The following is a 23,774-nucleotide window of genomic DNA, read 5'->3' on the forward strand; positions in this document are numbered from 1 at the left end:
GAGGCTGAACCATTGAAACAGATTTTGAATGACAGCTGGTGGGAGCAGCTGAAAAATGAATTCGCAAAGCCCTATTATCAAGAGTTGAGAGAAATGCTGAAAAGAGAGTATGTCGAGCATACGGTGTATCCTGAACCCAACGATATTTACAATGCTTTTCACTACACTTCCTATGAAAAAGTCAAGGTCGTCATCCTTGGTCAGGATCCGTACCACGGACCGGGTCAGGCGCACGGCTTAAGCTTTTCCGTAAAGCCGGGGGTGAATCCGCCGCCATCTTTGAAAAATATTTTCATAGAATTGCAAAGTGACATTGGCGCAGACATCCCCAATCACGGTTCACTTGTCAGCTGGGCCAAGCAGGGGGTCCTCCTCTTAAACACCGTTTTGACCGTGCGTCGGGGACAGGCGAATTCACATAAAGGAAAGGGCTGGGAGCAGCTGACGGACAGTGTCATCGATGTTTTGAACAAAAGGGAGAAGCCGGTGGTCTTTATTCTTTGGGGCCGCCATGCCCAAGCGAAGAAAGAAAGGATCGACACTTCAAAGCATTTTATTATTCAGTCGCCTCACCCAAGTCCTTTCTCGGCAAGAAACGGATTTTTTGGAAGCAGGCCGTTTTCCAGAGCAAACCAATGTTTGCAAAAAATCAATGAAGAACCCATCGACTGGTCAATTCCCAATTTGGAAAATCTGGAGAACCGCTAAACTCAGGATGGCGGTTCTCGGTTTGTTTTTTCTTGCATTATGCGTGAACTCACGTTCGCCCGTCAACTCTTGAGGTGAAAGAAAAAAGGATTTTAGGCTGAGTTGATGCTCGCTTTTTGTTTTTTGAATTGGAAAACAAGGACCTGCTGTTTCGAAAAATATCCTTTTGGGATTGAAAAATCGGAAAGTGCTTTCAGCACGAGAGAATGTAATTTGTTAAAATGAAATGGAAAATCGAAACGGTTTGGAGGATCGAATGGATGAACATACATATATCAAGCTTGCTGGAAAAGATGGAGGATGAATTAAAAAAAGCGAAGGACAGCGCCCATGAGAACGAGTTAAAAATGCATGTGGCGGTCATTCGTTCCCTCTGCGACGTCATCGTTGAACAGCAGAGACCGACAGCTCAGCCGTCCCCATATCTTCAGCCGGCAAAAAAATCTTCGAGCGACCAGCTGATGCTGGAAAAAATGATGGGAGCCGCCGGAGCTGAACAGTATCAAAAAAAAGAGAAACAAAAACATGAGGAAGACGCTAACGGGGACTCAATTTTTGATTTCTAGGAGCCGTTTGCTTTTTTGAAAAAGAGAGGTTGATAAACTTGAAACTGCTTTTTGGGGCTTTACAATGGACGGCATTTATTATCGCTTCCGCCATCGTGGTGCCCATCGCGATCGGGCAGTCATTTGAGCTGAATCAGACGGAGACGGCGGGGCTGATTCAAAGCACGTTTTTCGTGTTGGGGACAACGGCATTCATCCAAACATTGCTGGGCCACCGTCTGCCGATTAATGAGAGCCCTGCCGGCCTTTGGTGGGGAGTATACACGATTTATGCGGGACTGACCGGAACCGTGTTCGCCGCTTATGGTGAAACGCTTCAGGCGCTTCAGGGGGCAATGCTTCTAAGTGCGGTCTTCTTTTTTATTTTTAGCCTATTTAAAGTCATCGACAAGCTGGCTGTCATGTTTACGCCTGTTGTGACGGGCGTTTATCTCTTGCTCTTGGTCATTCAGCTTTCCGAGCCGATTGTGAAAGGAGTCATGGGGATCGGCTACCGCCAAAACGATCTTGATGTTCCTGTCTTTTTGCTTGCGGCCGTCATTATGCTGACAACATTTCTGATGAGCAAATCGCATGTTCCGTTTCTTAAACAATACTCGATTTTGATAGCGCTTATTGGCGGCTGGATTCTGTTTGCCGTGTTTGGCGTCGCAAAGCCGCCGGAACATGCGGATAAGCTTTTTCATCTGCCCGATATCTTTCCGTTCGGCGTTCCGCTGTTTGACAGCGGTTTAATCGTCACATCCTTGTTTATTACGGTGTTATTGATTGTCAACATGCTGGCCAGCATCCGGGTGGTTGAAGGGGCCGTTAAACAGTTTGAAAAGCTTGAAGAAAGGAAGCGGGCCCGACCGGCGGGCTTCATCGCCTCAGTCAGCCATTTGCTGAGCGGTTTGCTCGGCGCTGTAGGGACGGTGCCGATTTCCGGAGCGGCCGGGTTTATTCAAACGACGCGGGTCTCTTCGAAGAAACCTTTTTTACTCGGAAGTCTGATTGTGATTTTCATCAGCTTTTTTCCGTATATCATGAACGTATTTGCGAGCCTCCCGTCTCCGGTTGGTTTTGCCGTTAATTTTGTCGTGTTTTCGACGATGGTCGGTATGGCTTTCGCTGAATTTGACGCTTATGGGAAGAACGAGGCCGGCCGCGTCCGCTTTGTTACAGGAATTGCACTTCTGGCGGGCGTCGGTGTGATGTTTGTTCCTGAAAGCGCCTTGGCGGGGATGCACCCTGTTGTTGTCTCCCTTTTAAGCAATGGTCTTGTACTGGGGACGGTCATAGCGATTGCGGTGGAACAGATCCAGCTTAGAAAAAAGAAATTTGACAATCTTGTGTCATGAGGTTCAGTCAGTTGAAATCTTGAGTTTGTACGCTATGATGAGAAGAGAAAGGCGGGCGAAAATATCATGAAATTATTCCTCATTTTAGGTTCGATAAACGCAATGATTGCGGTTGCTCTAGGGGCGTTTGGGGCTCATGGGCTTGAAGGGAAGATCCCTGAAAAATATCTTCAAATCTGGCAGACTGGTGTTCAATATCATATGTACCATGCACTTGGGCTGATCGCCGTCGCCCTGATTGCCGGAAAGCTTACAGGCGCGGGGAGCGTGACGGCTGCGGGCTGGCTGATGTTTGCCGGCATCGTCTTATTTTCCGGCAGCTTATATGTCCTCAGCCTCACGCAAATCAGCGTCCTCGGCGCCATCACTCCGCTCGGCGGCGTGGCTTTCATCGCAGCGTGGATCATGGTTGTTGTATCTGCGGTAAAATACCTCTAATCGTTAAAAATCCAATCCTTTAGAAGGATTGGATTTTTTTATTTTAACAGTCCCGTTTTCATGATAAATTAAATGGTATTAACCGGTTCGGCCTTTTTTATTAAAGAAGGGATGTGCACATGCGGAGAATCCGGTCTCCGTGTAAACAAAGCGATGAAAATAAAAGTGATCATAGCGGATGATAACTCATTTATAAGAGAAGGCATGAAAATTATTTTGAGCACTTACGATGAATTTGAAGTGATGGCAACTGTCGGGGACGGCCGCGAAGCTGTTGATTACTGCATGGCCCATCAAGTGGATGTTGCTTTGCTCGATGTCCGCATGCCGGATATGAACGGGGTTGAGGCTGCCAAGCTGATTTCCACACAAACGCAGGCTGCTCCGTTCATCTTAACGACGTTTGATGATGATGAATATATTTTGGCCTCCATCCAAAACGGAGCGAAGGGCTATTTGCTAAAAAACACTGAACCGGAACGGATCAGAGATGCGATTAAAAGTGTATACCACGGCCATACCGTCATGCAGGATGTTGTGCTTGACAAAATCAAGTCAAATTTAAAAAGCAATCAAGAGCCGGAACTCAAAATCGATAAGAGCCTGTTCACTGAAAGGGAGCTGCAAATTATGGCTTTAATCGCCAGAGGATGTTCAAATAAAGAGATTGCCAAAGAGCTGTTTATATCAGAAGGAACGATTGCCAATTATATATCTTCGATTTTAGGGAAGACGGGGCTTGAGCATCGAACGCAAATCGCCATCTATTATCTAACCGGAAAAACCGATTTGAGCTGAGGAATGATCATGGAACTTTGGGTCATTATCATCAAACTGATTCTGCTTGGATACATTTCGTTCAACTGCATCCTATCACCTGTCAGCAGCTTAAGCTGGGTTGTTTTTTATATCGTCCTTTATTTCTCCATCAATATCCTGGCTGCCATCTTACAGCAAGAAGCGCTTAAAAAGACAACTATCGCCGTATCGATCTTCATGACGCTTGTATTCTGCCGGCATGAGCCTTTATTTATTTTATTATTGCCATTAAACGTGTACGAATTGTTGTTTGATTATCTTCGTAACAAGTGGCTGATTTTGGCCGTTTCGCTTTTACCTGCTCTGTCTCTCGATACGTCATGGCTGCCTGTATACGGTCTCACTGTTTCCTTTACGTTTCTTATGTTTACGGTCGCCAAACAATATTCAGCGCGGATTAGATCGCTGGAAGACAAAATTGATGAAACAAGAAAAGCGATGCAGACATTAACGAAGGCGCTTCATAACAACAAGGAATATATCAGACAATCTGAATATACCTTTAAATTGGAGGAACGCAACAGGCTTTCCCAGGAAATACATGATAAAATCGGCCATTCGATGACTGGCGCGCTCATCCAGCTGGAAGCGGCGAAACGGCTGCTTGATATCGATAAAAACAAGGCGTCCGAGCTGCTGCAAAATGCGATCAATATTTCTAAAGACGGAATCGAAAAAATCAGACTGACATTGAAAAATATAAAACCGCCGAAAGAGCAGATGGGCATCCATAGGTTGAAGCTGTTTATCGATGAATGTTCGACACGTCATCAGATGAATATTTCTTTTCTGTATAAAGGCGATTTAGATGTAATTTCTCATATTCAATGGAAAATCATGTTTGAAAATATAACGGAGGCGCTGACCAATTCTGTGAAGTATGCCGAAGCGACGCACGCTTCGATCGAAATCCACGTCTTGAACAAACTCATTAAAGCCGAAGTGAAAGACAATGGAAAAGGACAGGAGAAGATCAAAAAAGGCATGGGAATCATCGGAATGGAAGAGCGGGCTGCTTCTGTCAACGGCAAGGTCATTGTCGACGGTTCAAATGGATTTTCGGTGACAACGCTGTTGCCGAAGCATGAATGAGTTCATCGTTAAAACGTGAATAATCTCATGTGAAAAAGGTGAATTGCTGCACTGCCGCGGCATTCATCTTTTTTTTATAATGACATCGTAAAGCAAAATGAGGTGAAAACATGAATGTATTGGAAATCAAAAATCTGACCAAAAAGTTTGGGGATTTTGTTGCTGTTGATCATATATCACTATCGATAGCCGAGGGTGAAATATTCGGACTTCTCGGGGCAAACGGCGCCGGCAAAAGCACAACCATCAATATGATCTCAAGTTTATTGAGAAGCAATGAGGGCGAGATTTTCATTCTTGGAAAAAACATCGCGAAAAACCGGAAAAACGCTAAAATGAACATCGGCATCGTTCCTCAGGATCTGGCGATTTATGAGGATTTAACCGCATATGAAAACGTGAAATTTTTTGCGGGACTCTACGGACTGCGAGGGGCCCATCTGCATGAGCGCGTTGAAGAGGCATTGCGCTTTGTCGGATTGAGCGATAAGCACAAAAGCTTTCCGAAAAACTTTTCCGGCGGGATGAAAAGAAGGCTCAACATCGCCTGTGCGATCGCACACAGGCCAAAGCTGATCATCATGGACGAACCGACGGTGGGAATTGATCCGCACTCCAGAAATTATATATTGGAGTCAGTCAAAAAGCTGAATGAGATGGGCTGTACGATTATTTATACGAGCCATTATATGGAGGAAGTGGAGGAAATCTGTTCGCGGATTGCCATCGTCGACCACGGAAAAATCATTGCGGAAGGGACAAAGGAGCAGCTAAAGGCGATCATCACGGATACGAAAGATATTTGGATTCATGTCAAATCAGCTGACAATATCGATATTGACGGGCTAAAAACGATCAGCGGAGTCGAGACGGTTTCGCTGGAAGAAAATATGATGAAAATCAACTCGGATGCGGGCGTCAATAATTTAAACCAGATCATTGAACGACTGCTGGCAGAAGGTGTTGAAATCCGTTCATTGGAAGAAAAAGCGCCGAACTTGGAGACCGTGTTTCTGACCTTGACCGGAAGAAATTTACGGGATTCGTAAGGGGGACATCAGCTTGAATACATTCATCATAGCAAAAAAAGAAATCATATCAGCTTTTCGGGATAAACGAACACTTGCCTTCATGCTGGCGTTTCCAATTGTGCTGATCATGATTTTGGGAACCGCGCTGACAAATGCTTTTGATCATGAAGTTTCCGTCGGTAAAATCCATGTTTTATACAAAGACAAGTCTGATGGGGAGTTCTCGCAAGGGTTTAAAACATTTGCGAAAGAAGCGAAAACGTCCGGTGTCTATTTTGAAAAAGTGTTAAGTGATATGGACGCAAAAACAGAAGTCAAAAAAGGACATTATGATGCTTATCTTGAGGTCACCGGCAGCGGAATGAAGTTTTATAAAATGGAGAAAAACAGTGTGAAAAACAGCATCATTCAAGGGATGCTGACAGCGTTTGCCAACCGGTATCATGCGGTGGCGGAGATTGTAAAAGTCAGCCCGAAGCAAGCAGGCGAGGCGTTTGTAAACAGCTCTCATGACGATTATATTAAAGAAACGTCTCTCAACTCTGATAAAAAACCGGGTTCCATGGACTATTACGCGGTGACGATGACCACGCTGATCGCGCTTTACTCGGCAATACACGCCAGTTATTTAATCCGCGGGGAAAGGCTTAGAAAGACGGCGGACCGGCTGGTTGCCGCCCCCGTTCATAAGGCTGAGATTTTTGCCGGAAAATTGATTGGCGGCCTTGGGGCAAATCTGCTTTGCATCTTGATCGTCATCGCCGTCAGCATGTTTTTATTCAAAGCCAACTGGGGAGAGCACCTTTGGCTTGTGCTTGTTGTGGTGCTCACCGTTGTGTTGTTTGCCGTCAGCTTTGGCCTTGGGATCAGCTATTTGACGAACACAGGAGAAGCTGGGGTTGCCATCATCAATGTGCTGATCCCGCTGGTCGCTTTTTTTGGCGGCGCTTATTTTCCCGTTGAGGATGTGCAAGGTGCTTTAGTTGTCATCAAAGATCTTTCCCCGCTCACTTGGACGAACGAAGCCATTATCAAAATCATATATACAAATGATTTAGCGGCGGGATGGCCCGCGATCTCTCTGAACGTAGGCTTATCTGTATTATTCCTGCTGATCGCCGTTGTCTCAATGAGAAGAAGGGAAGGGCTGTAAATGAAAGAAATGCTTTGGTTAGTCAAAAATACATTGAATGTCACGTTTCGAAAAAAGATCAATATTTTCTTGTTTATGATTCTTCCGCTGATTGGAATCTTTGTCTCGCTGTTAACCGGTACTGATGAACAGGGGGATTTGCGTATTGGGGTGGTCGATCATGACAAAGGGGAAATCGCGGCGGATACGGCCCGCTTTTTGAAAGGTATTGACGATATTAAGGTTGTGAATGTCAGCAAGTCAAAAGCGGACAGCCAAATCGCCTCGGGAGAGCTTGACGGCGCCATTACGTTTGATCAAGGATTTTCCCAAAGCGTGCGCGGCGGAAAACCCGGCCATATCGAAATCGCCTCTGTCAAAGGTGCTGAAATCACAGGCTTTGTGAAGTCATATTTATATCATTACATTGACAATATTGCGGCGCTCGGTCAATCTGCCAATGGAGATCAGCAATTTCAGACGATGTATAAAAACTACCAGAACTCAAAAGTTCCCCTTACGGCTCACAAGCTTGAAGATTCGGCGCAAAGCAAAAACATGACGGACCGGACGGTTGGTTTTCTGCTGATGGCCATGCTCTTTTCGGCGGGAAGTTTAACCGAACTACTGGTGAAAGAAAAGGAGAACAGAACCTATTTCAGGCTTTTGACAACACCGATTACCGCAAAGCAGTACGTCTTGGCAAATATTGTGGTAAGCATGCTTGTCATCACATTCCAAGTCTTTTTTACACTTGTGATGGCAACATATGTTTTTCATATTGAAACAGGCATTTCCTTTTGGGAAATGGCGGCGGTGTTGCTGATATTTGCGTTAAGCGCCGTCGGACTGGCGTTAATCACGGTTGTCTTTGCGAACAGTTCCAAAGCTGCGGGAGCATTGAAGAATTTAATCTTCATGCCGACGATTATGCTCTCCGGATGTTTTTGGCCGATTGAAATTATGCCGTCATTCGTGCAGAAAATCGCTGATTTTCTTCCGCAAACATGGGTTTTGGAAACATTGGCGAAACTTCAGGAAGGCCAGCATCTTCACAATCTGTATTTGAATATCTTGATATTGTTTGCTTTTGCGGCAGCCTTTTTCTTAATCGTCATTTATAAATTCAGCCGCAACAATGAGGCGAGAAATTTCGCCTAATTCTTTAGGAACAAAAAAAGGGTTCGGTTTCGCAAACCGAACCTTTTATCTTGGGGTATAGGAGGCCATTGAATACGGATAATCGTAAGCAATCGGTTCATCAAAGGTAATGTAATCAAGGTAGACCATCAAAAGCAAATAGCGGGTGCCCGTTTTTCTGTCGCTTAAAATGATATGATCGCGCCCGGCAGCTTCAATTTCTCCCCGAAAGACTTTTGCATTCCACTCCGGATTGTTTTCAAATGTCATGTAGACGGTCGCAACCTTTCCGCGGTTGAGACGCAAAATATTTTCAATATACGATTGCTCAAGCGGCAGCATGCCGGGAATGCTCGGGGAAGGCACCTGCGCTGTAGGCATTTGCGGAACCTGAACTCCCGCCGGCTGCGGCTGGGTCAGCTGTACGGAAGGCTGCTGATAGGTTTGCTGCCCGCCCATTTGCGTTTGTGTATACGGCTGCATTTGCTGCTGATACATGTGCCCGCCCATCTGTGGATAAGGGTTGGCGCTTGCCCGAAAATCCGGCATTTCAAGCTCTTGGAGCGGCTGAAATTGATTTTTTTTAGGTTTCATTTCGTTCCTCCTCATTTCTTAACGTCAAGAAATTATACTCCAATACATGTATGGCATTGAAAACACGATTGCTGGAAGATCTACATATACCTTATCCCTTTAACAGTATGTGGATGCCATGTTTAATATGACGAGAAAGAAAAAAACAGACCGCTCTATGGGAGCGGTCTTTCAGCCGTTTATCCTGTTATGACTTCATCTTCCGGATGACGGATCGGCGCTTTTTTAGGTTTTGCCAAGGTGAATGCCATGGTCAGCGGACCGACCCGGCCGATGAACATCATCACCATGATGACGGCTTTGCCGACGGTTGTTAAATCAGGCGTCAGTCCCATTGACAAGCCGACAGTCCCAAATGCGGAAACCACTTCAAAGACGATGTCCAAAAATGGAGCATTTTTTTCTGTAATAGTTAAAATAAACATTGTGACAAGCACAAATAAAAAGCTGATGACGATGATGGCCAACGCTCGCAAAATGGTTTTCATTTTAATGGCCCGATGAAACACGACCGTCTCGCTTTTTCCTCTTAAAAAGGTAATCGTTGCTAAAATCATCACAATAAAGGTTGTCAGTTTAATTCCGCTTCCCGTTGATGCACTGCCTGCGCCAATAAACATCAGTACGATGATGATGAGCAGGGAAGGGGTTGTCATATGTGCGATATCCAGTGTGTTAAAGCCGGCAGTTCTAGGTGTGACACCTTGAAAATAAGCGCCCCATATTTTGTCTGCCAAAGGCAGTCCTCCCAAGGTATCGGGGTTGGCATACTCCAATATAAAAATCATCAGTGCGGACACTATGTTGATGATCAATGTTCCGACAATCATTAATTTGGAGTGGAGCGACAATTTGTGAAAGTTTCGTTTGGTCCATAAATCCAAAAGAACGGTAAACCCGATTCCTCCGGTGATAAACAGACCTGTAATGACTAAATTGACGATCGGATCGCCCACATATTGCGACAAGCTGTCCGACCAAAGGGAAAAGCCTGCGTTATTGAAGGCTGAAATCGTGTTAAACAAACTATGAAACAAGCCTTTCTGCAAGCCGTATTCAGGCACCCATCTGATCGAGAGAATCAAAAAGGCGACAAACTCAATAACGATCGTGAAAATAAACAAGTGCTTGACTAAACGGACAAGCCCGCCCAAAGATGTCTGGTTAAAAGCCTCCTGAACGAGAATCCGCTGCTGCAGGCCGATTTTTTTGCCGATCATCATAACGACGAGAACGGCAAACGTCATCAAGCCCAATCCCCCGATCTGAATCAGGCACATGATGACGGTTTGTCCAAAAACCGTATAATCCGTTCCGGTATCGACGACAACCAATCCTGTTACAGTTGTTGCCGAGGTTGCTGTGAACAGAGCGTCCACCCACGAGATATAGGTGGTGGAGGCGATCGGCAGCTTTAATAAACAAGCGCCGGCCGCGATGATGATTAAAAAGCTGAGCGCCAGTGTCTGCGGCGGATTGATGTTGAGCATCTTTCCTTTTACAAGATTTGTAGAACCCAATTTAGGCATGTTTTCTATATCCTTTCTTCACATATGCAAAGCTATAGATTTCACCAGATTCTGATAGATGAAATAATGTCAATAATGTACTGTCATATGCCTGGTTTGTCAACATCAAAACATACGTTTTTCCGGGTGTTGGAAACCCGAAAGTAGGGCATTAGGCCTTTATTGGCTCTGATCGGAAAAAATCAAGAGGAACGGCGCATAGTTAAATTCTATTATTTTGAATTAAATTTAAAAATATCCCATGGAAAACATTTACTATCATTTTGAAAAATGGTAGTTTTTAAGAGAAATGATGTTGGAAGGAGGCGTTGCCTTTCTATTGCGTCTAATGTTGTCCGCTGCCGTGCTGTTTACAATTTGAAAATGATGAGTAGGGGGAATTGCTATGTTAAAAAGTGTGTTTCGTTTTAAATTCTCGGTCTTGACGGCCGCTCTCGTGATCATGGCTTCGGTTTTTCTGCCGTCGCTTCATGCCGATGCCCAAACGGTTAAAACGGAATCTGTGAACCGTCCGGCTGCAAAGGCCTCATTGTATTCGATCATCACAGGGGACAGCAAACAGGAGTGGTCATACTCCGACATTGAGCTTACATACAGACCAAATTCCATTTTGGCGCTGGGAACGGTTGAATTCACATTGCCGTCCGGGTTTTCCGCGACAACGACAGACACGGTTAATGGAAGGGCGTTGACAACCGGTCAAATCTTGAACAACGGAAGAACGGTCAGACTTCCGCTGACGATCGATTTATTGGGGATCGCGGAGTTCAAGCTGAAGTTGAATCATAAAACCTTGCCGGCCGCCGGAAAATATACATTCAGAGCGGAAAACAGAGTGCTGGGCCTTGGATCCACATTCTATGCCGAGTCCTCCATTGAGGTGCTGAAAAGACCGACTCCGCCTACACCGCCATGCGGCTGTAATTAAAAGCAGAAGCTCCAAAGATCGTCTTTGGAGCCTCTTTCTTTTATACGTATAAAAATGCGGGCAGCTGTTCATTGGAGAGACGGTTGCCGACAAAGAACGAACCGAATTCTCCGTAACGTGCGCTGACTTCGTCAAAGCGCATTTCATAGACAAGCTTTTTGAACTGGAGCACATCATCGGAGAAAAGTGTTACACCCCATTCGTAATCGTCAAAGCCGATGGAACCCGTAATGATCTGCTTGACTTTGCCTGCATAGCCGCGTCCGATCATGCCGTGGCTGCGCATTAAGTTTCGCCGCTCTTCCATGGACAGCATGTACCAGTTATCATTGCCCGATCTTCTTTTATCCATCGGATAGAAGCAGACATACTTGGCATCAGGCAGTTCCGGATAGAGGCGGGCGCGCACCTGCGGATTTTCATAAGGATCTCCGTCACCGCTTCCCATATAGTTGCTGAGCTCGACGACAGATACGTATGAATAAGCGGGAATGGTAAATTCCGCCAGCTTTGATTTATTGAATTCAAGTTCGATCTCGTTTAATTCCTCCATCGTCGGACGCAAAATCATCAGCATGAAATCGGCTTTCTGGCCGACGATGCTGTGCAATGTGTGGCTTCCGTTTCCTTCTTTTTGCACCGCGCCCCATTTTTCAAGGAGACCGGTAAATTCGCTGATGATGATCTGGCGTTCGTCGCTTGAAAGCAGCTTCCATGCAGACCAGTCCATCGTTCGGAAATCGTGAAGGGCATACCAGCCGTCAAGCGTTTGTGCGGCTTCATTCGTTTTCTGCTGTTCGCTCATTTTGCATTCACTCCCAATTTATATGTAATTGATTTCATCATATCATAGTTTGCCCTATTTCATCTGTTTCAAGGTCCTCGAATAAAAACTGCGGCACCCTGAGGCAGCCCCGTATAAGCGGAGAAGGCTGTTGCATAATAATAACGAATACGTACTAAGGCAAGGTACTGAATCTCCATTTTCCATTGACTACATGAAAATATTTCCGCTTAATTTAATTAAAAAAAAGCGTTTTTAATATGTAAGCGTTATAATTGAGGCTGAAGGATTGAATTTATATCTCAAAAGAGTATGCTAAATAGAGAAGTTTTTTGCAATCTTCAAGGAGGGTATATAGTGGCAGATTTATTTACAACAGTGCAGGAAAAAGTAGCAGGAAAAGGAGTTAAAATTGTATTTCCGGAAGGCTTGGATGAACGCATCCTGACAGCGGTCAACAATTTGGCCGGAAATAACGTCTTAAAGCCGATCCTCGTCGGAAACAAAGAGGACATTACGGAGAAAGCAAAAGGATTGAACTTAACACTTGATGGTGTTGATATATATGATCCTCATACATATGAAGGAATGGAAGAGCTTGTGCAGGCTTTCGTTGAGCGCCGTAAAGGAAAAGCGACGGAAGAGCAGGCGCGCCAAATTCTTTTAGATGAAAACTATTTTGGAACGATGCTTGTTTATAAAGGACTTGCCGACGGTCTTGTCAGCGGTGCGGCTCATTCAACAGCGGATACGGTCCGCCCGGCGCTGCAGATTATTAAAACAAAAGAAGGCGTCAAAAAAACATCCGGAGTTTTCATCATGGCTCGCGGCGAAGAGCAGTATGTGTTCGCAGACTGCGCGATCAACATTGCGCCTGACAGCGAGGATCTTGCCGAAATTGCAATCGAAAGCGCCAATACAGCGAAAATGTTCGACATTGAGCCGCGCGTGGCGATGCTCAGCTTCTCAACAAAAGGATCGGCTAAATCTGATGAGACTGAAAAGGTGGCCAACGCTGTAGCCATTGCCAAAGAAAAAGCGCCTGAGCTTACGCTTGACGGTGAATTCCAATTTGATGCGGCATTTGTTCCGTCTGTCGCTGAGAAAAAAGCGCCGGACTCCGTTATTAAAGGCGATGCAAATGTGTTTGTATTCCCAAGCCTGGAAGCAGGAAACATCGGCTACAAAATCGCGCAGCGCCTCGGCAATTTTGAGGCGGTCGGACCGATCTTGCAAGGTCTGAACATGCCTGTGAACGATCTGTCCAGAGGCTGCAACGCAGAAGATGTTTACAACCTTGCCCTTATTACGGCAGCACAAGCGCTATAATATTGCCAGAAAGGTGGACCTTATCCAAGGTCCACTTTTTTTATGCTTTCACTTTTACATTCAGCAAAGCTTCAGCACCTTTTTGCCCGATGTCGGCAGGCGGCCATTCGCAAAGGTCAAAAGGAAAGTCGGAACCTGGTACGATCCGTTCTTCTCCGACAAGCTTTATTAAATATGCCGCACTCTCTTTGTTCCATAGCACACTGTCAAACCAAAAGCTGGGCAAATATTCCTCCGGCGCGGCCGAGATCGAAGCGGAAACATCTGTCCACTTTTCATACCCTTTGTTCAGGCGGCCGATTTGATATGGCAGATAGCCCCCTCCATGAGCCAAAAGGATTTTTACATTTGGAAATCGGTCTGTAACACCGCTGAGCAGCAAGTCAGCCGCACAGACAGTCGTTTCCCAAGGAACACCGATTAAATTTGGCATCATTTTCCGGCGCAGCCGCGGATCTTCAGAAAGAAGGGGATGGATAAATATGATCGCTTTTCGTCTGTTGGCTTCTTCCCAAAGCGGTGTAAAAACTTCATCTGAGAGAAGCCTGCCGGATGCGCCCGGTCCGATGATCGCGCCTTTGAGCCCAAGATCCATCGCCTCACCTAAACGCTGGCAAGCCTTCAGCGGACTGTTGAGCGGAATGGTCCCGAGACCTGAAAGACGATGACTGTTGTGTTTTGTCCATATGGACAGCGCATTGTTATAGACAGAAGATAATTCATCTGTTATCTCCTCGGGAAGATCGTAAAGAAAAAGCTGGGGGACAGGAGATGCGAGCGAATGGGAGACACCGGCTTTTTTTTGCGCCTCCAAATATAAGGTTTCTTTAAAAAACAACTCTTTTAATTCAAATCCCCATTTGCGGTTGACTGTCAAAAACGCTGCTTGATCAGGCGATCTTTTTTCCCAGACGGCGCCGACCGCGTTTTGATTGTCTTTCAGCCATTGCAGGACATCGTCCGGGATGAAGTGTGTATGAAGATCAAACAAAGCGGATTCCCCCATTTCTTTGGCATCATTTCCAATATCCGAGTTTTTCTGAAATGTCGCGGGCAGCTTCTTTCACTTTATGTATGATTTTAGCTTGTGAGGCCTTCATGCGTTTGGTTGGGCCGACGACGCTGACGGCATACATGACATGACCGAGATAGTTTCTGACAGGAGCGGAAACCGATGTTACGCCATCGATGAATTCTCCGTGGCTGACGTCAAATCCGTCCGCTTTTACAGCTTCAAGCTTGCCCTTCAGCTTTTTTTCATCTGTAATCGTTTGCTTTGTCACGCTTTTCAAGCCATGTTTGAGATAGCATTCCAACAGCCCGTCCCTGTCATAAGCGAGCAGCACCTTTCCGGAGCTCGTACAGTGCATGGGATTTTGCCGGCCGATGTAAGACAGGATTTCAACAGGACGCGGGGATTCCGTCCGATTGATGTAGACGACGCTGAATCCCCTGCGCATGGCGATGTGGGATGTTTCACCGGTATCATCTGTCAGCCTTTCGAGTACCGGCTGGGATTCCTTGTTGATTTCAAGGGTGGAGTTGACAATGGTGTTTAACTGTAAGACGGACAATCCTAGCTTATATCTTTTCGATTCCGGATCCTTCATGACAAATCCTTCGCTCTCCAGTGTGTTCAGGAGCCTCCAGACCGTGCTTTTTCCAAGGCCGAGCGATAAGGCGAGCTCGGTTACCTTCTTTTCCGGTGAATCCAAGGTAAACGATTGAAGCAGCCGAAGCGCATTTTTAACCGAATTGAGCAGATCTGGCTGCTTTGTCTCAACAGTCATTGATTCCTCAACTCTTTCCATTGGATTTGTTTCCTTTTATTACATAATATAACACGAATTTGAATTAAAGAACGAAAAATATCAAATTTTCGGAAAAAATATCCGGTTTGTTCCGCATAGAGGAACAATGCTGTTTTCAAGTGATTGAAAATCCTTTAATTTAATGGAAAGGATTTGAAAAGGAGGCTGTTTATTGATATGAGTGTTCACACCCCGTCGGCTAAAATTGTAAAACCGTTTGACTGCCGTCATTTTATCAACGGCAGATCTTTCTCCTCGGAAAACGGGAGAACGTTTGACAACATCAATCCAGCTACACAGGAAGTGATCGGAAAAGTAGCCGAGGGAGGGCAAAAAGAGGTGGATCTGGCTGTCGCGGCTGCAAGGCGCGCACTAAATGGACGCTGGAAAAACATGACCGCTGATGAAAGAATTCATATCATCCGCAAGGTCGGCGACATCATTCTTCAGCGAAAGGATGAACTGGCAAGGCTTGAGACATTGGATACCGGAAAGCCGCTTTCACTCTCAAGCACTTTGGATATTCCCCGGTCTGCTTTCAACTTTCATTTCTTTGCCGATTTTATGAGGGGAGTCGGGACGGAAGCCTATCAGACGGATGATGCTGCAATCAATTATGCGATCCGCCGCCCGGTCGGTGTCGTCGGATTGATCAATCCCTGGAATTTGCCGCTTCTTTTACTGACGTGGAAATTAGCGCCATGCTTGGCAGCGGGGAATACCGCCGTCATCAAACCGGCCGAACTGACGCCGATGACGGCCACGCTTCTCGGGGAAATCTGCCGTGATGCAGGTGTTCCTGATGGTGTCGTCAATATCGTCCACGGATTTGGACCTGATTCCGCCGGTGCGGCACTATCTGCACATCCGGATGTTGATGCGATTTCCTTCACTGGAGAAACGGCAACCGGAAAAGTCATTATGGAAGCCGCCTCCAAAACATTAAAAAAGCTCTCATTTGAATTGGGAGGGAAAAACCCAAATATCATTTTTGCCGATGCCGACATGGATGAAGCGGTCAATACCACATTGAAATCAAGCTTTATCAACCAAGGCGAAGTATGTATGTGCGGTTCCCGCATCTATATTGAACGGGAAGCGTATGATGAGTTTTTGGACAAGTTTATTCATAAGACAAAGGAACTTAAGGTCGGCGACCCTTTTGATCCGAATACGAATATCGGAGCCTTGATTTCGGCGGAACATACTGAGCGGGTGCTGAACTACATCGCATTGGCGAAAACCGAAGGCGGCGATATTTTAACAGGAGGTAAGCGTTCTGAAGGCCAGGCTTCCGGATGTTATCTTGAACCGACAATCATCACGGGGATCTCCCGGAGCTCGAGGGTTGTCAAAGAAGAAATCTTCGGGCCGGTTGTGACGGTGATTCCATTTGATGATGAAGATGAAGTCATCGCACAAGCAAATGACACCCATTACGGGTTAAGTGCAACCGTATGGACGAACGACCTGCGCCGGGCACACCGTGTTGCCGGACAAATTGAATCGGGAATGGTTTGGGTCAACACCTGGTTTCTCCGCGATTTGCGGACGCCGTTCGGCGGCATGAAGCAAAGCGGGCTTGGCCGTGAAGGAGGCATTCACAGTTTCGAGTTTTTCAGTGAATTATCAAATATTTGCATCAAGCTGTAAGGGGGAAGAATGCGATGAACGCGACAGCACTCAAGGAAACGGCTCATCTGCTTTATCTCGCTGAAGTAGAAAAGCGGGAAATCGAAAGAATCACAAAAGACCATCCGGAGCTGACGGTTGAAGATGCCTATGAAATACAAAAAGAGTTGATTTTGCTGAAAGCAAAGCAGGGCAGCGGGATTATCGGTCCGAAAATGGGCTTGACGAGCCGGGCGAAAATGCAGCAAATGAATGTGGAAGAACCGATCTACGGATATATTTTTGAAGATATGCTCGTACCCAATGGCGGGGCGCTCCAAATGGAACAGCTGATCCACCCAAAAGTCGAAGCTGAGATTGCCTTTTTGCTGGGGGAGGATATAGAAGGTCCAGGTGTTACAGGTGAGCAAATCCTCGCCGCGACCGATTTTTTTCTTCCCGCTCTTGAAGTGATTGACAGCCGCTATGAAAATTTTTCTTTTACCCTGCCAGATGTTATAGCGGATAATGCGTCATCTTCCAGAGTCGTGTTTGGTGAAAAAATCAGAAAACCGGACGGTCTAAGGCTCGATTCGGTAAAAGTCTCATTAATGATCAACGGCGAGGTCAAAGAGCAGGGGACAGGCGCTGCAGTCGTGGGACACCCCGCCAATTCGGCAGCGATGCTCGCCGATATGCTCGCCCGGAAAAACGAAAAGCTGAAAGCGGGAAGCATCATTTTGACCGGCGGTGTTACGGGAGCTGTCATGCTGCATCGCGGGGACCGTGTTTCAGCACATGTTGAAGGTCTTGGCGATGTTTCGTTTACAGCCTGTTGAAAATGGAGGAGATAGGTTTGCCGATTATTCACATTCAAATATTAGAAGGCCGGCCGCCGGAAAAAGTGGAGGAAGTCATTCAGCATGTGACAGATGCGGTCAGCACCACGTTGGATGCGCCTAAAGAAAATGTCCGTGTTCTTGTTACAGAGATTCCGAAAACACACTGGGGCATAGGCGGCAAGCCGGCTTCAAAAGCGAAGCCGTAAAAATTAGGGTTGGGAGGAATATACATGTCGATTGAATTGGCGGCACTTGTTCCGCATACACCGAGAATGTGCTTTGAAGAAAGAACGCCTGAGTTTCAAAAGGAGCTTGTCAAAGGCATGAAGCGGCTTTCCGGAATGATTGAACGAATTCAGCCTGACGCGATTGTCATCATTTCCTGCCACTGGACGTCAAGCTTTGACCATCTTGTCGATGCGGCCCCGGAACATCGAGGTGTGTTGACGGCGCTGGAATGCCCGAATTTAATATCAGATGTTCCGTATTCCTATCCAGGAGATACCGAGTTGGCAATTGAATTGGCGGAAGCGGGCATCAATGGAGGGCTGCCCGTTATTCCCGTCAATGACCCGGTATATTGCTGGGATTACGGTACAGTCGTTCCACTTCGTTATCTCGTGCCAAACGGCGATATTCCGGTGATCGATTTATCGGTTACATTAGCCGCCAATTTAGAGGAAACGTATTTGTGGGGCCAGCTGGCCGGAAGAGTGCTGAAAGAAAGCGGGAAAAAAACCGTATTTATCGCCAGCGGGGCTCTCAGCCATCATTTGGTGAGGGGGCCGGAATGCATGCCAACCCTTGCAGAGCAGGCGCTTGACGGGCAGTTCTTAACGTATCTGACAGACAATGATTTGGTATCCGCAAAGCTCATGCTTCCTCAATACGCGAAAAACGCCGGTCTTGAAGCAGGCGGCCGGCATATTGCCATGCTGCTGGGCGTGCTGGAGGATGGCTGTAAAAGCACGTATTACGGATATGGCCAATCATCAGGCAGCTCCAATGTTGTCATGGCTTTTGAACCGATGTGTTCAGCGACCCGGTCCGCCAGGCTCACTGAAAAAAACACTGTGCGTTAATATCAATCGATCTGGAGGCGGAGGAATAAATGATAAATCGTTCAGTTGATCCCGGAGAAGTCATGGCGAGAAGCAAATGGAATAAAGTGCATATGACCGTTTTCTTCTGGTGTTTTTTCGCCGTCGCCTTTGATGGCTATGATATTGCCATGTACGGTGTCAGCCTTCCGTGGCTGATGGAGGAATGGAACTTAACAGCGATTCAGGCCGGAGCGATCGGCAGCTACACATTGGTCGGCATGATGCTGGGCGCGCTGATCTTGTCACCTTTCGCCGATAAGTTTGGCCGCAAAAAAATGCTTGGCCTTTGCATCCTTCTGTTCAGTCTGTTTACCGGCGCATCCGGAATGGTTGATGACCCCCTGCCGTTTGCAGTCATGCGTTTCATTGCGGCGCTCGGCATGGGGGGATTGATGCCCAATGCCATATCGCTGATGACCGAGTATTCACCGAAAAAAAACAGAGCGATGATTGTCGCAGCCATGTATTGCGGCTATTCCGCCGGCGGAGTGCTGGCTTCCCTCGTCGGCATGCTTGCGGTTCCGGGAGCGGGCTGGAGAGTGCTGTATTGGCTCGGCGCCATTCCTTTGATTGCGCTGCCTTTCTTTTTCAGGCAATGTCCCGAATCGCTATCATTTTACATGTTAAAAAAACAACCGAAAAAACTGGCCGGGATTCTCAACAAGGTGCATCCCGACGGACAATACAACGAACATGACGATTATCAGTTATCCGCTGCCGCAGAACAAACAAAGGGCTTTCCGGTCAAAAAATTGTTTGAACAAAAACGCGCCGCCAGCACATTTGCTTTTTGGCTGTCTGTATTCAGCTGTCTTTTAATGGTGTACGGGTTGAACACATGGCTGCCGAAAATGATGCAGGCTTCAGGTTACGGGTTGAAATCCAGCCTGTCCTTCAATCTCGCGCTGTGCATCGGACAAGCCGCCGGCGCTTTGATCGGCGGCAGCCTGGCCGATAGAGCCGGACATAAAAAAGTGCTCACCGGTATGTATGTCCTTGGAGCTGTCTGTTTTGCCGCCTTTGGACTAACAGTGAATCCGTATGTTTTGTACTTGCTGATTGCTTTGGGCGGGGCGTGCACCGTCGGTACGCAAAATATTGCGAACCCGTACATTTCCGAGTTTTATCCGAAAGAAATCAGAGCAACCGGCATCGGCTGGGCGCTTGGGATCGGCAGGATCGGCGCCATCATCGCTCCTTCCTTGTTCGGATTGATTCTCGCGGCCGGCATTGATCCGAAGCAGTCGTTTATCATCTTTGCCGTCCCAAGCCTTTTTGCCGCACTCGGCATCGTGCTCGTTCAGGAACACCATGCAAAATTTGACCTTGGATCGGCCGAAAAGCAACGGAATCAAGTGAGAAGCGAAATCAAAATCTAAACCAATGGGAGGAAAACGCATTGCGGACACAAGTGGGAATTATCGGTGCAGGTCCCGCGGGGCTTATGCTGGCACATCTGCTTCACCGCCAAGGGATCGAAGCGGCAGTCATCGAATGCCGTTCCCAGGAGGAGATCGAAAAGACCATCCGGGCTGGCGTCCTTGAACAGATGACCGTAGATTTGCTGAATGAAACAGGTGTCGGAGAAAGAATGATGAAAACGGGCATGTTTCATAAAGGAATTGAAATCCGCTTTCATGGCAAACGGCACAGAATTGATCTGCATCGCTTGACAGGCGGGAAATATATTACGATCTATCCCCAGCATGAAGTGATAAAAGATTTAATCACCGCCGGCATGAAAGCGGGCGGTGACATCCATTTTAATGTGTCTGATGTACGCCTATCCGATCTTGAGACATCCGCACCTGTCATTTCATATCGAAATGAAAACGGGGAGAGAAAAAAGCTGACCTGTGATTTTATTGCCGGATGCGACGGCTTTCACGGTCCAAGCAGACAAAGCATTCCGAAAGAGATCCGCAAAGAATATCAAAAAACATACCCTTACGGCTGGCTTGGCATTTTGGCTGAAGCGCCGCCGTCCGCTCCCGAGCTTGTCTATGCCCATCATGAAGATGGTTTTGCCCTTCTCAGCACCAGAACGCCGGATATACAGCGTCTTTATTTGCAGGTCGATCCGTCTGATTCGATCCGCGGCTGGACGGATGAGCGAATCTGGGAGAAGCTTCGTCTCAGGCTGTCGGCCGATGATGGCTGGCAGTTGATTGAAGGTAAGATTATTCAAAAAAACATTGTGTCGATGAGAAGCTTTATATGTGATCCGATGCAATACGGGCGGCTGTTTTTGGCGGGAGATGCCGCACATATCGTCCCGCCGACCGGAGCAAAGGGACTGAATCTCGCCATGGCGGATGTGCAGTTGCTTGCAAGGGCGCTGAAGGATTATTATGCCGCCGGCAATACAGAGCGGCTGACGCGATATTCAGCCGCATGTCTCCGCCGCGTTTGGAAAGCGGAGCGCTTTTCCTGGTATATGACTTCTCTGCTTCACCGCCGCCATGAAGACACGCCTTTTGATTACCAAATCCAGCTGGCGGAACTGGATCATGTGACGACATCAAAAGCGGCCGCACAAAGTCTGGCGGAAAATTATGTCGGACTGCCGCTGGAATTTGAAGAGCCGTCTAAAGGAACGCTTTTCGTATAAGAAGTTTTTGCGTGCGGAAAATGTCCGCATCGCTTTTCTCAAAATGGTATAATGGGTACTTGAGATGTATGACGAAAGGGTTTGCAATTAAAATGGCAAAGCAACTGATAGATCTACTGATCCAGCCGAAATGGAGAATCATTGACCAATCCAGTCTCGGCCCGTATTTTGACGCAAAACAATCATTTGCGATCGATGACACACTGTGCGCCTCTGTCGGAAAGGAAAAGTCTCCGGCGACGGCCCGTTCCTGGGTGCACCATGACACGATCGTGCTCGGAATTCAGGATACGAGGCTTCCGTATGTAGAGGAGGGCATTTCGTTTCTTGAGCAAGAGGGTTTCAAAGTCATCGTCCGCAATTCAGGCGGACTCGCCGTCGTTCTGGACAGCGGGGTATTAAATGTATCGCTGATTTTCCGGGACAAGAAAAACGGCATCGACATCGACCGCGGCTATGAGGCAATGTATGAGCTGATCAAAAGAATGCTGGCGCCTTACGATGCGGAAATCAAAGCCTATGAAATCGAAGGCTCCTATTGTCCGGGCAGCTATGATTTGAGCATAGGCGGAAGGAAATTCGCCGGCATTTCACAAAGGCGTTTGAGAGGCGGAGTGGCGGTGCAGATTTATCTGTGTGCCGATGGAAGCGGAAGCGAGCGCGCAGAGCTTATCAGACGCTTTTACAATATTGCTTTAAAAGAACAGCGCGGCCAGACGAAAGCCGTTTATCCGGATATCCGTCCGGAAACGATGGCGTCGCTCTCAGAGCTTCTCGCCCAAGAGGTCTCGGTACAGGACCTGATGCTTGCGCTTTTGACGGAGCTGAAAGAGCTCAGCGGAGATATTTTTCAGGCGCCGCTCTCCGCTGAAGAAGAGATCGAGTATGAGAAAAATCTGCTCCGCATGATCGAGCGGAATGAAAAGCTGGCACCGCGCTCTTAGCCGTTGAATAGAGCGGCAAGCGAACCGCTTCGGAGGGAATCCGAGGCGGTTTTATAGTGTGTGCAAAGACCTTTTTCGTTTGAGATATGTTTTGATGAGAAGATATGCTGCCAAGGCTGTGATATAAGCCAGGCTTACAGCCATTAAAATGATTGAGGCGGGCGCGTGTTTTGCCGCGTAAACGAAAAAATCAAGCTGTGAAATGTCGCTCGCGTCTTTGATCGAATCCGCTCCATGCAGCAGCTTTGTGAATCTTGCTGAATAATTCCATTCCCACCGGTCTCTTAAAAGCTCGCTGCCCTCATACCAGCTTGCCAATGCGGAAAATAAAAATAAAAGGGCTGCCGTTCCGAACTGGACGGCATATAAAACAAATCTCATCAGTCATACCGCCTTTAATGTTGGACTAGCTTTATTATGAAATTTTTCCCGGTTGAAATCAAGGTCTTAAAAAGGGGAAATCCCCCATTGAAAAGGGGGAGAATTCTGTTATTCAGCCATTTTTTCTAAATTCCCATTCCGGTCCATTTTGAATGCCGGAGCGGCGTGCTCGTCATCCTCGAATAAAACTAGTTTTCTTGCACGGTTCATGATTTTGACGAGCGTTTCGTAGTCTTCCTGGATGGTCGTTTGGTCTTTTTCCAGCTTTTTGACTTCCGCTTCAAGCTTTTCCACTTTTTTCGTCAATTCTTCATTTTCCCTTTTTAAACGCTCGTTTTCCATTTTTAATGCATCAGATTGTTCCTGGCTTCCCGTATATTGCTGCAAAAAGCGGATGACATCATCCATCGTCATCTTTGCGGCCGTTTCGGCAGGCTTGGCGGCCTGCGGCTGATTTGGCGATAGCAGGTGAGACAAACTAGCTAACTCTTCTTTAAAGCTTTCATCAACATAAGGCAGATTTTCGCTTGAGATCGGAGCTTGTTCTTTGCTTGCTTCCTCCTCTTTCGGCTTCTCTTGAACAACAGCTGTTTCGGCAGCCTCAATCGCCTCTGTTTCGACAGGCGGTTTGTAGAGCAGGCGCTTCTTCGCCGGCTGGCCTTTTCCGAGGGCGCGCATTCTCTGCTTGCGCTGTTTTTTCGCCAGCTGCAAGGCTTTTTCATATTGGTGGCGGACAACCGCGTTCCATCTAAAACCGCAGGCGGCTGAAGTCCGGTTCAGTCTGTCTCCGACTTCTTCAAAGGCGTTCAGCTGTGTGCTCCCTTCTCTGACATGCCGCAAAACGGTTTCAGCCAGCAATAAATCATTTTCCTCAGACCAGGCGTCTTGTCTTTGTTTCATCACTTCTCAACTCCCAATGTAAGTATTGGTATTAGATTGTCCAATTTGGAAAATATTTATACAAGTTTGCTAAAAGAATAGGAAGTGATTTTTTTAGCGCGCTTCTTGCAGGAATGAAAGAATCCTTGTAAAATGAAGGAT

General features: G+C 46.9%; 25 protein-coding genes. 18 read left to right on the forward strand and 7 right to left on the reverse strand.

Annotated elements, in window-relative coordinates; translation table 11 throughout:
• Window positions 1–12: 12 nt before the first annotated feature.
• The 9 genes from M654_RS02330 (at window position 13) to M654_RS02370 (ending at window position 8,287) form a co-directional block, all read left to right on the forward strand.
• Window positions 13–708 carry a uracil-DNA glycosylase gene (locus M654_RS02330; RefSeq protein WP_026589158.1) on the forward strand — a complete coding sequence of 232 codons (696 nt, stop codon included), beginning with the start codon at window positions 13–15 and terminating at the stop codon, window positions 706–708.
• A 260-nt stretch (window positions 709–968) separates the two neighbouring features.
• Window positions 969–1,274 (forward strand): YwdI family protein, encoded by a 306-nt coding sequence (locus tag M654_RS02335; RefSeq protein WP_026589157.1) that lies wholly within the window; start codon window positions 969–971, stop codon window positions 1,272–1,274.
• A gap of 38 nt (window positions 1,275–1,312) precedes the next feature.
• Complete coding sequence (locus M654_RS02340) at window positions 1,313–2,614, forward strand: purine/pyrimidine permease (RefSeq protein WP_026589156.1); 1,302 nt, start codon at window positions 1,313–1,315, stop codon at window positions 2,612–2,614.
• Window positions 2,615–2,680: 66 nt separating this feature from the next.
• Window positions 2,681–3,052 (forward strand): DUF423 domain-containing protein, encoded by a 372-nt coding sequence (locus M654_RS02345; RefSeq protein WP_026589155.1) that lies wholly within the window; start codon window positions 2,681–2,683, stop codon window positions 3,050–3,052.
• Window positions 3,053–3,205: 153 nt separating this feature from the next.
• Complete coding sequence (locus tag M654_RS02350) at window positions 3,206–3,850, forward strand: response regulator transcription factor (RefSeq protein WP_026589154.1); 645 nt, start codon at window positions 3,206–3,208, stop codon at window positions 3,848–3,850.
• A 9-nt stretch (window positions 3,851–3,859) separates the two neighbouring features.
• On the forward strand, window positions 3,860–4,963 hold the full coding sequence (locus tag M654_RS02355) for a sensor histidine kinase (protein WP_026589153.1): 1,104 nt from the start codon (window positions 3,860–3,862) through the stop codon (window positions 4,961–4,963).
• Window positions 4,964–5,073: 110 nt separating this feature from the next.
• A complete protein-coding gene (locus M654_RS02360) occupies window positions 5,074–6,012 on the forward strand; it encodes an ABC transporter ATP-binding protein (protein WP_026589152.1) in 939 nt (312 codons plus the stop codon).
• Window positions 6,013–6,025: 13 nt separating this feature from the next.
• A complete protein-coding gene (locus tag M654_RS02365; RefSeq protein ID WP_026589151.1) occupies window positions 6,026–7,147 on the forward strand; it encodes an ABC transporter permease in 1,122 nt (373 codons plus the stop codon).
• Entirely contained in the window at window positions 7,148–8,287 is a 1,140-nt protein-coding gene (locus tag M654_RS02370; protein WP_026589150.1) for an ABC transporter permease, read from the forward strand. It abuts the gene before it with no gap.
• Between the two features lie 45 nt (window positions 8,288–8,332).
• Here the strand turns inward: M654_RS02370 and gerQ are convergent, their stop codons facing one another.
• Window positions 8,333–8,860 carry a spore coat protein GerQ gene (gene gerQ / locus M654_RS02375; protein ID WP_026589149.1) on the reverse strand — a complete coding sequence of 176 codons (528 nt, stop codon included), beginning with the start codon at window positions 8,858–8,860 and terminating at the stop codon, window positions 8,333–8,335.
• 179 nt (window positions 8,861–9,039) lie between these two features.
• Window positions 9,040–10,389 (reverse strand): TrkH family potassium uptake protein, encoded by a 1,350-nt coding sequence (locus M654_RS02380; protein WP_035428545.1) that lies wholly within the window; start codon window positions 10,387–10,389, stop codon window positions 9,040–9,042.
• Between the two features lie 385 nt (window positions 10,390–10,774).
• Between M654_RS02380 and bslA the strand changes: the two genes are divergently transcribed.
• Window positions 10,775–11,317, forward strand: a complete 543-nt coding sequence (gene bslA, locus M654_RS02385) for a biofilm surface layer hydrophobin BslA (protein ID WP_026589147.1) — start codon at window positions 10,775–10,777, stop codon at window positions 11,315–11,317.
• Between the two features lie 40 nt (window positions 11,318–11,357).
• On the opposite strand, the gene hemQ is transcribed toward bslA, so the two are convergent.
• A complete protein-coding gene (gene hemQ, locus M654_RS02390) occupies window positions 11,358–12,122 on the reverse strand; it encodes a hydrogen peroxide-dependent heme synthase (protein WP_026589146.1) in 765 nt (254 codons plus the stop codon).
• Between the two features lie 336 nt (window positions 12,123–12,458).
• Here hemQ and pta point away from each other — a divergent pair, with 336 nt between their 5' ends.
• Window positions 12,459–13,430 (forward strand): phosphate acetyltransferase, encoded by a 972-nt coding sequence (pta, locus tag M654_RS02395; RefSeq protein WP_026589145.1) that lies wholly within the window; start codon window positions 12,459–12,461, stop codon window positions 13,428–13,430.
• 40 nt (window positions 13,431–13,470) lie between these two features.
• Here pta and M654_RS02400 read toward each other — a convergent pair whose 3' ends face one another.
• A complete protein-coding gene (locus M654_RS02400) occupies window positions 13,471–14,421 on the reverse strand; it encodes an amidohydrolase family protein (protein WP_026589144.1) in 951 nt (316 codons plus the stop codon).
• Window positions 14,422–14,446: 25 nt separating this feature from the next.
• Window positions 14,447–15,220 (reverse strand): IclR family transcriptional regulator, encoded by a 774-nt coding sequence (locus M654_RS02405; RefSeq protein ID WP_026589143.1) that lies wholly within the window; start codon window positions 15,218–15,220, stop codon window positions 14,447–14,449.
• Window positions 15,221–15,418: 198 nt separating this feature from the next.
• On the opposite strand from M654_RS02405, the gene M654_RS02410 reads away from it, so the two are divergent.
• From M654_RS02410 to M654_RS02440, 7 genes are all read left to right on the forward strand, one after another.
• On the forward strand, window positions 15,419–16,894 hold the full coding sequence (locus M654_RS02410; RefSeq protein ID WP_026589142.1) for an aldehyde dehydrogenase: 1,476 nt from the start codon (window positions 15,419–15,421) through the stop codon (window positions 16,892–16,894).
• Window positions 16,895–16,908: 14 nt separating this feature from the next.
• Window positions 16,909–17,691 carry a 2-keto-4-pentenoate hydratase gene (locus tag M654_RS02415; protein WP_026589141.1) on the forward strand — a complete coding sequence of 261 codons (783 nt, stop codon included), beginning with the start codon at window positions 16,909–16,911 and terminating at the stop codon, window positions 17,689–17,691.
• A 17-nt stretch (window positions 17,692–17,708) separates the two neighbouring features.
• The gene (locus tag M654_RS02420) at window positions 17,709–17,900 is read left to right on the forward strand and encodes a 4-oxalocrotonate tautomerase (protein ID WP_026589140.1); all 192 of its coding nucleotides are present in this window, start codon (window positions 17,709–17,711) and stop codon (window positions 17,898–17,900) included.
• Window positions 17,901–17,924: 24 nt separating this feature from the next.
• Window positions 17,925–18,776 carry a DODA-type extradiol aromatic ring-opening family dioxygenase gene (locus M654_RS02425; protein ID WP_026589139.1) on the forward strand — a complete coding sequence of 284 codons (852 nt, stop codon included), beginning with the start codon at window positions 17,925–17,927 and terminating at the stop codon, window positions 18,774–18,776.
• A gap of 29 nt (window positions 18,777–18,805) precedes the next feature.
• Window positions 18,806–20,176, forward strand: coding sequence for an MFS transporter (locus tag M654_RS02430; protein WP_026589138.1), 1,371 nt, complete (start codon window positions 18,806–18,808; stop codon window positions 20,174–20,176).
• Window positions 20,177–20,196: 20 nt separating this feature from the next.
• Complete coding sequence (locus M654_RS02435; RefSeq protein ID WP_026589137.1) at window positions 20,197–21,408, forward strand: 4-hydroxybenzoate 3-monooxygenase; 1,212 nt, start codon at window positions 20,197–20,199, stop codon at window positions 21,406–21,408.
• A gap of 92 nt (window positions 21,409–21,500) precedes the next feature.
• A complete protein-coding gene (locus M654_RS02440) occupies window positions 21,501–22,352 on the forward strand; it encodes an octanoyl-[GcvH]:protein N-octanoyltransferase (protein WP_026589136.1) in 852 nt (283 codons plus the stop codon).
• Between the two features lie 51 nt (window positions 22,353–22,403).
• Here the strand turns inward: M654_RS02440 and M654_RS02445 are convergent, their stop codons facing one another.
• Both M654_RS02445 and M654_RS02450 read right to left on the reverse strand, forming a co-directional pair.
• Complete coding sequence (locus M654_RS02445) at window positions 22,404–22,733, reverse strand: YjdJ family protein (RefSeq protein WP_026589135.1); 330 nt, start codon at window positions 22,731–22,733, stop codon at window positions 22,404–22,406.
• A gap of 108 nt (window positions 22,734–22,841) precedes the next feature.
• A complete protein-coding gene (locus M654_RS02450) occupies window positions 22,842–23,636 on the reverse strand; it encodes an RsfA family transcriptional regulator (RefSeq protein WP_026589134.1) in 795 nt (264 codons plus the stop codon).
• Window positions 23,637–23,774 lie beyond the last annotated feature (138 nt).

This window comes from Bacillus sp. NSP9.1 (assembly GCF_000465465.2).
GTDB lineage: Bacteria > Bacillota > Bacilli > Bacillales > Bacillaceae > Bacillus > Bacillus sonorensis_A.

Coding starts and splice junctions, on each gene's coding strand:
- hemQ (WP_026589146.1), bottom strand. CDS start 12,122: ATGAGCGAACAGCAGAAAACGAATGAAGCCGCACAAACGCTTGACGGC.
- M654_RS02370 (WP_026589150.1), top strand. CDS start 7,148: ATGAAAGAAATGCTTTGGTTAGTCAAAAATACATTGAATGTCACGTTT.
- M654_RS02405 (WP_026589143.1), bottom strand. CDS start 15,220: ATGACTGTTGAGACAAAGCAGCCAGATCTGCTCAATTCGGTTAAAAAT.
- M654_RS02345 (WP_026589155.1), top strand. CDS start 2,681: ATGAAATTATTCCTCATTTTAGGTTCGATAAACGCAATGATTGCGGTT.
- bslA (WP_026589147.1), top strand. CDS start 10,775: ATGTTAAAAAGTGTGTTTCGTTTTAAATTCTCGGTCTTGACGGCCGCT.
- M654_RS02350 (WP_026589154.1), top strand. CDS start 3,206: ATGAAAATAAAAGTGATCATAGCGGATGATAACTCATTTATAAGAGAA.
- M654_RS02410 (WP_026589142.1), top strand. CDS start 15,419: ATGAGTGTTCACACCCCGTCGGCTAAAATTGTAAAACCGTTTGACTGC.
- M654_RS02360 (WP_026589152.1), top strand. CDS start 5,074: ATGAATGTATTGGAAATCAAAAATCTGACCAAAAAGTTTGGGGATTTT.
- M654_RS02440 (WP_026589136.1), top strand. CDS start 21,501: ATGGCAAAGCAACTGATAGATCTACTGATCCAGCCGAAATGGAGAATC.
- M654_RS02430 (WP_026589138.1), top strand. CDS start 18,806: ATGATAAATCGTTCAGTTGATCCCGGAGAAGTCATGGCGAGAAGCAAA.
- M654_RS02415 (WP_026589141.1), top strand. CDS start 16,909: ATGAACGCGACAGCACTCAAGGAAACGGCTCATCTGCTTTATCTCGCT.
- M654_RS02355 (WP_026589153.1), top strand. CDS start 3,860: ATGGAACTTTGGGTCATTATCATCAAACTGATTCTGCTTGGATACATT.
- M654_RS02425 (WP_026589139.1), top strand. CDS start 17,925: ATGTCGATTGAATTGGCGGCACTTGTTCCGCATACACCGAGAATGTGC.
- M654_RS02445 (WP_026589135.1), bottom strand. CDS start 22,733: ATGAGATTTGTTTTATATGCCGTCCAGTTCGGAACGGCAGCCCTTTTA.
- M654_RS02380 (WP_035428545.1), bottom strand. CDS start 10,389: ATGCCTAAATTGGGTTCTACAAATCTTGTAAAAGGAAAGATGCTCAAC.
- gerQ (WP_026589149.1), bottom strand. CDS start 8,860: ATGAAACCTAAAAAAAATCAATTTCAGCCGCTCCAAGAGCTTGAAATG.
- M654_RS02335 (WP_026589157.1), top strand. CDS start 969: ATGAACATACATATATCAAGCTTGCTGGAAAAGATGGAGGATGAATTA.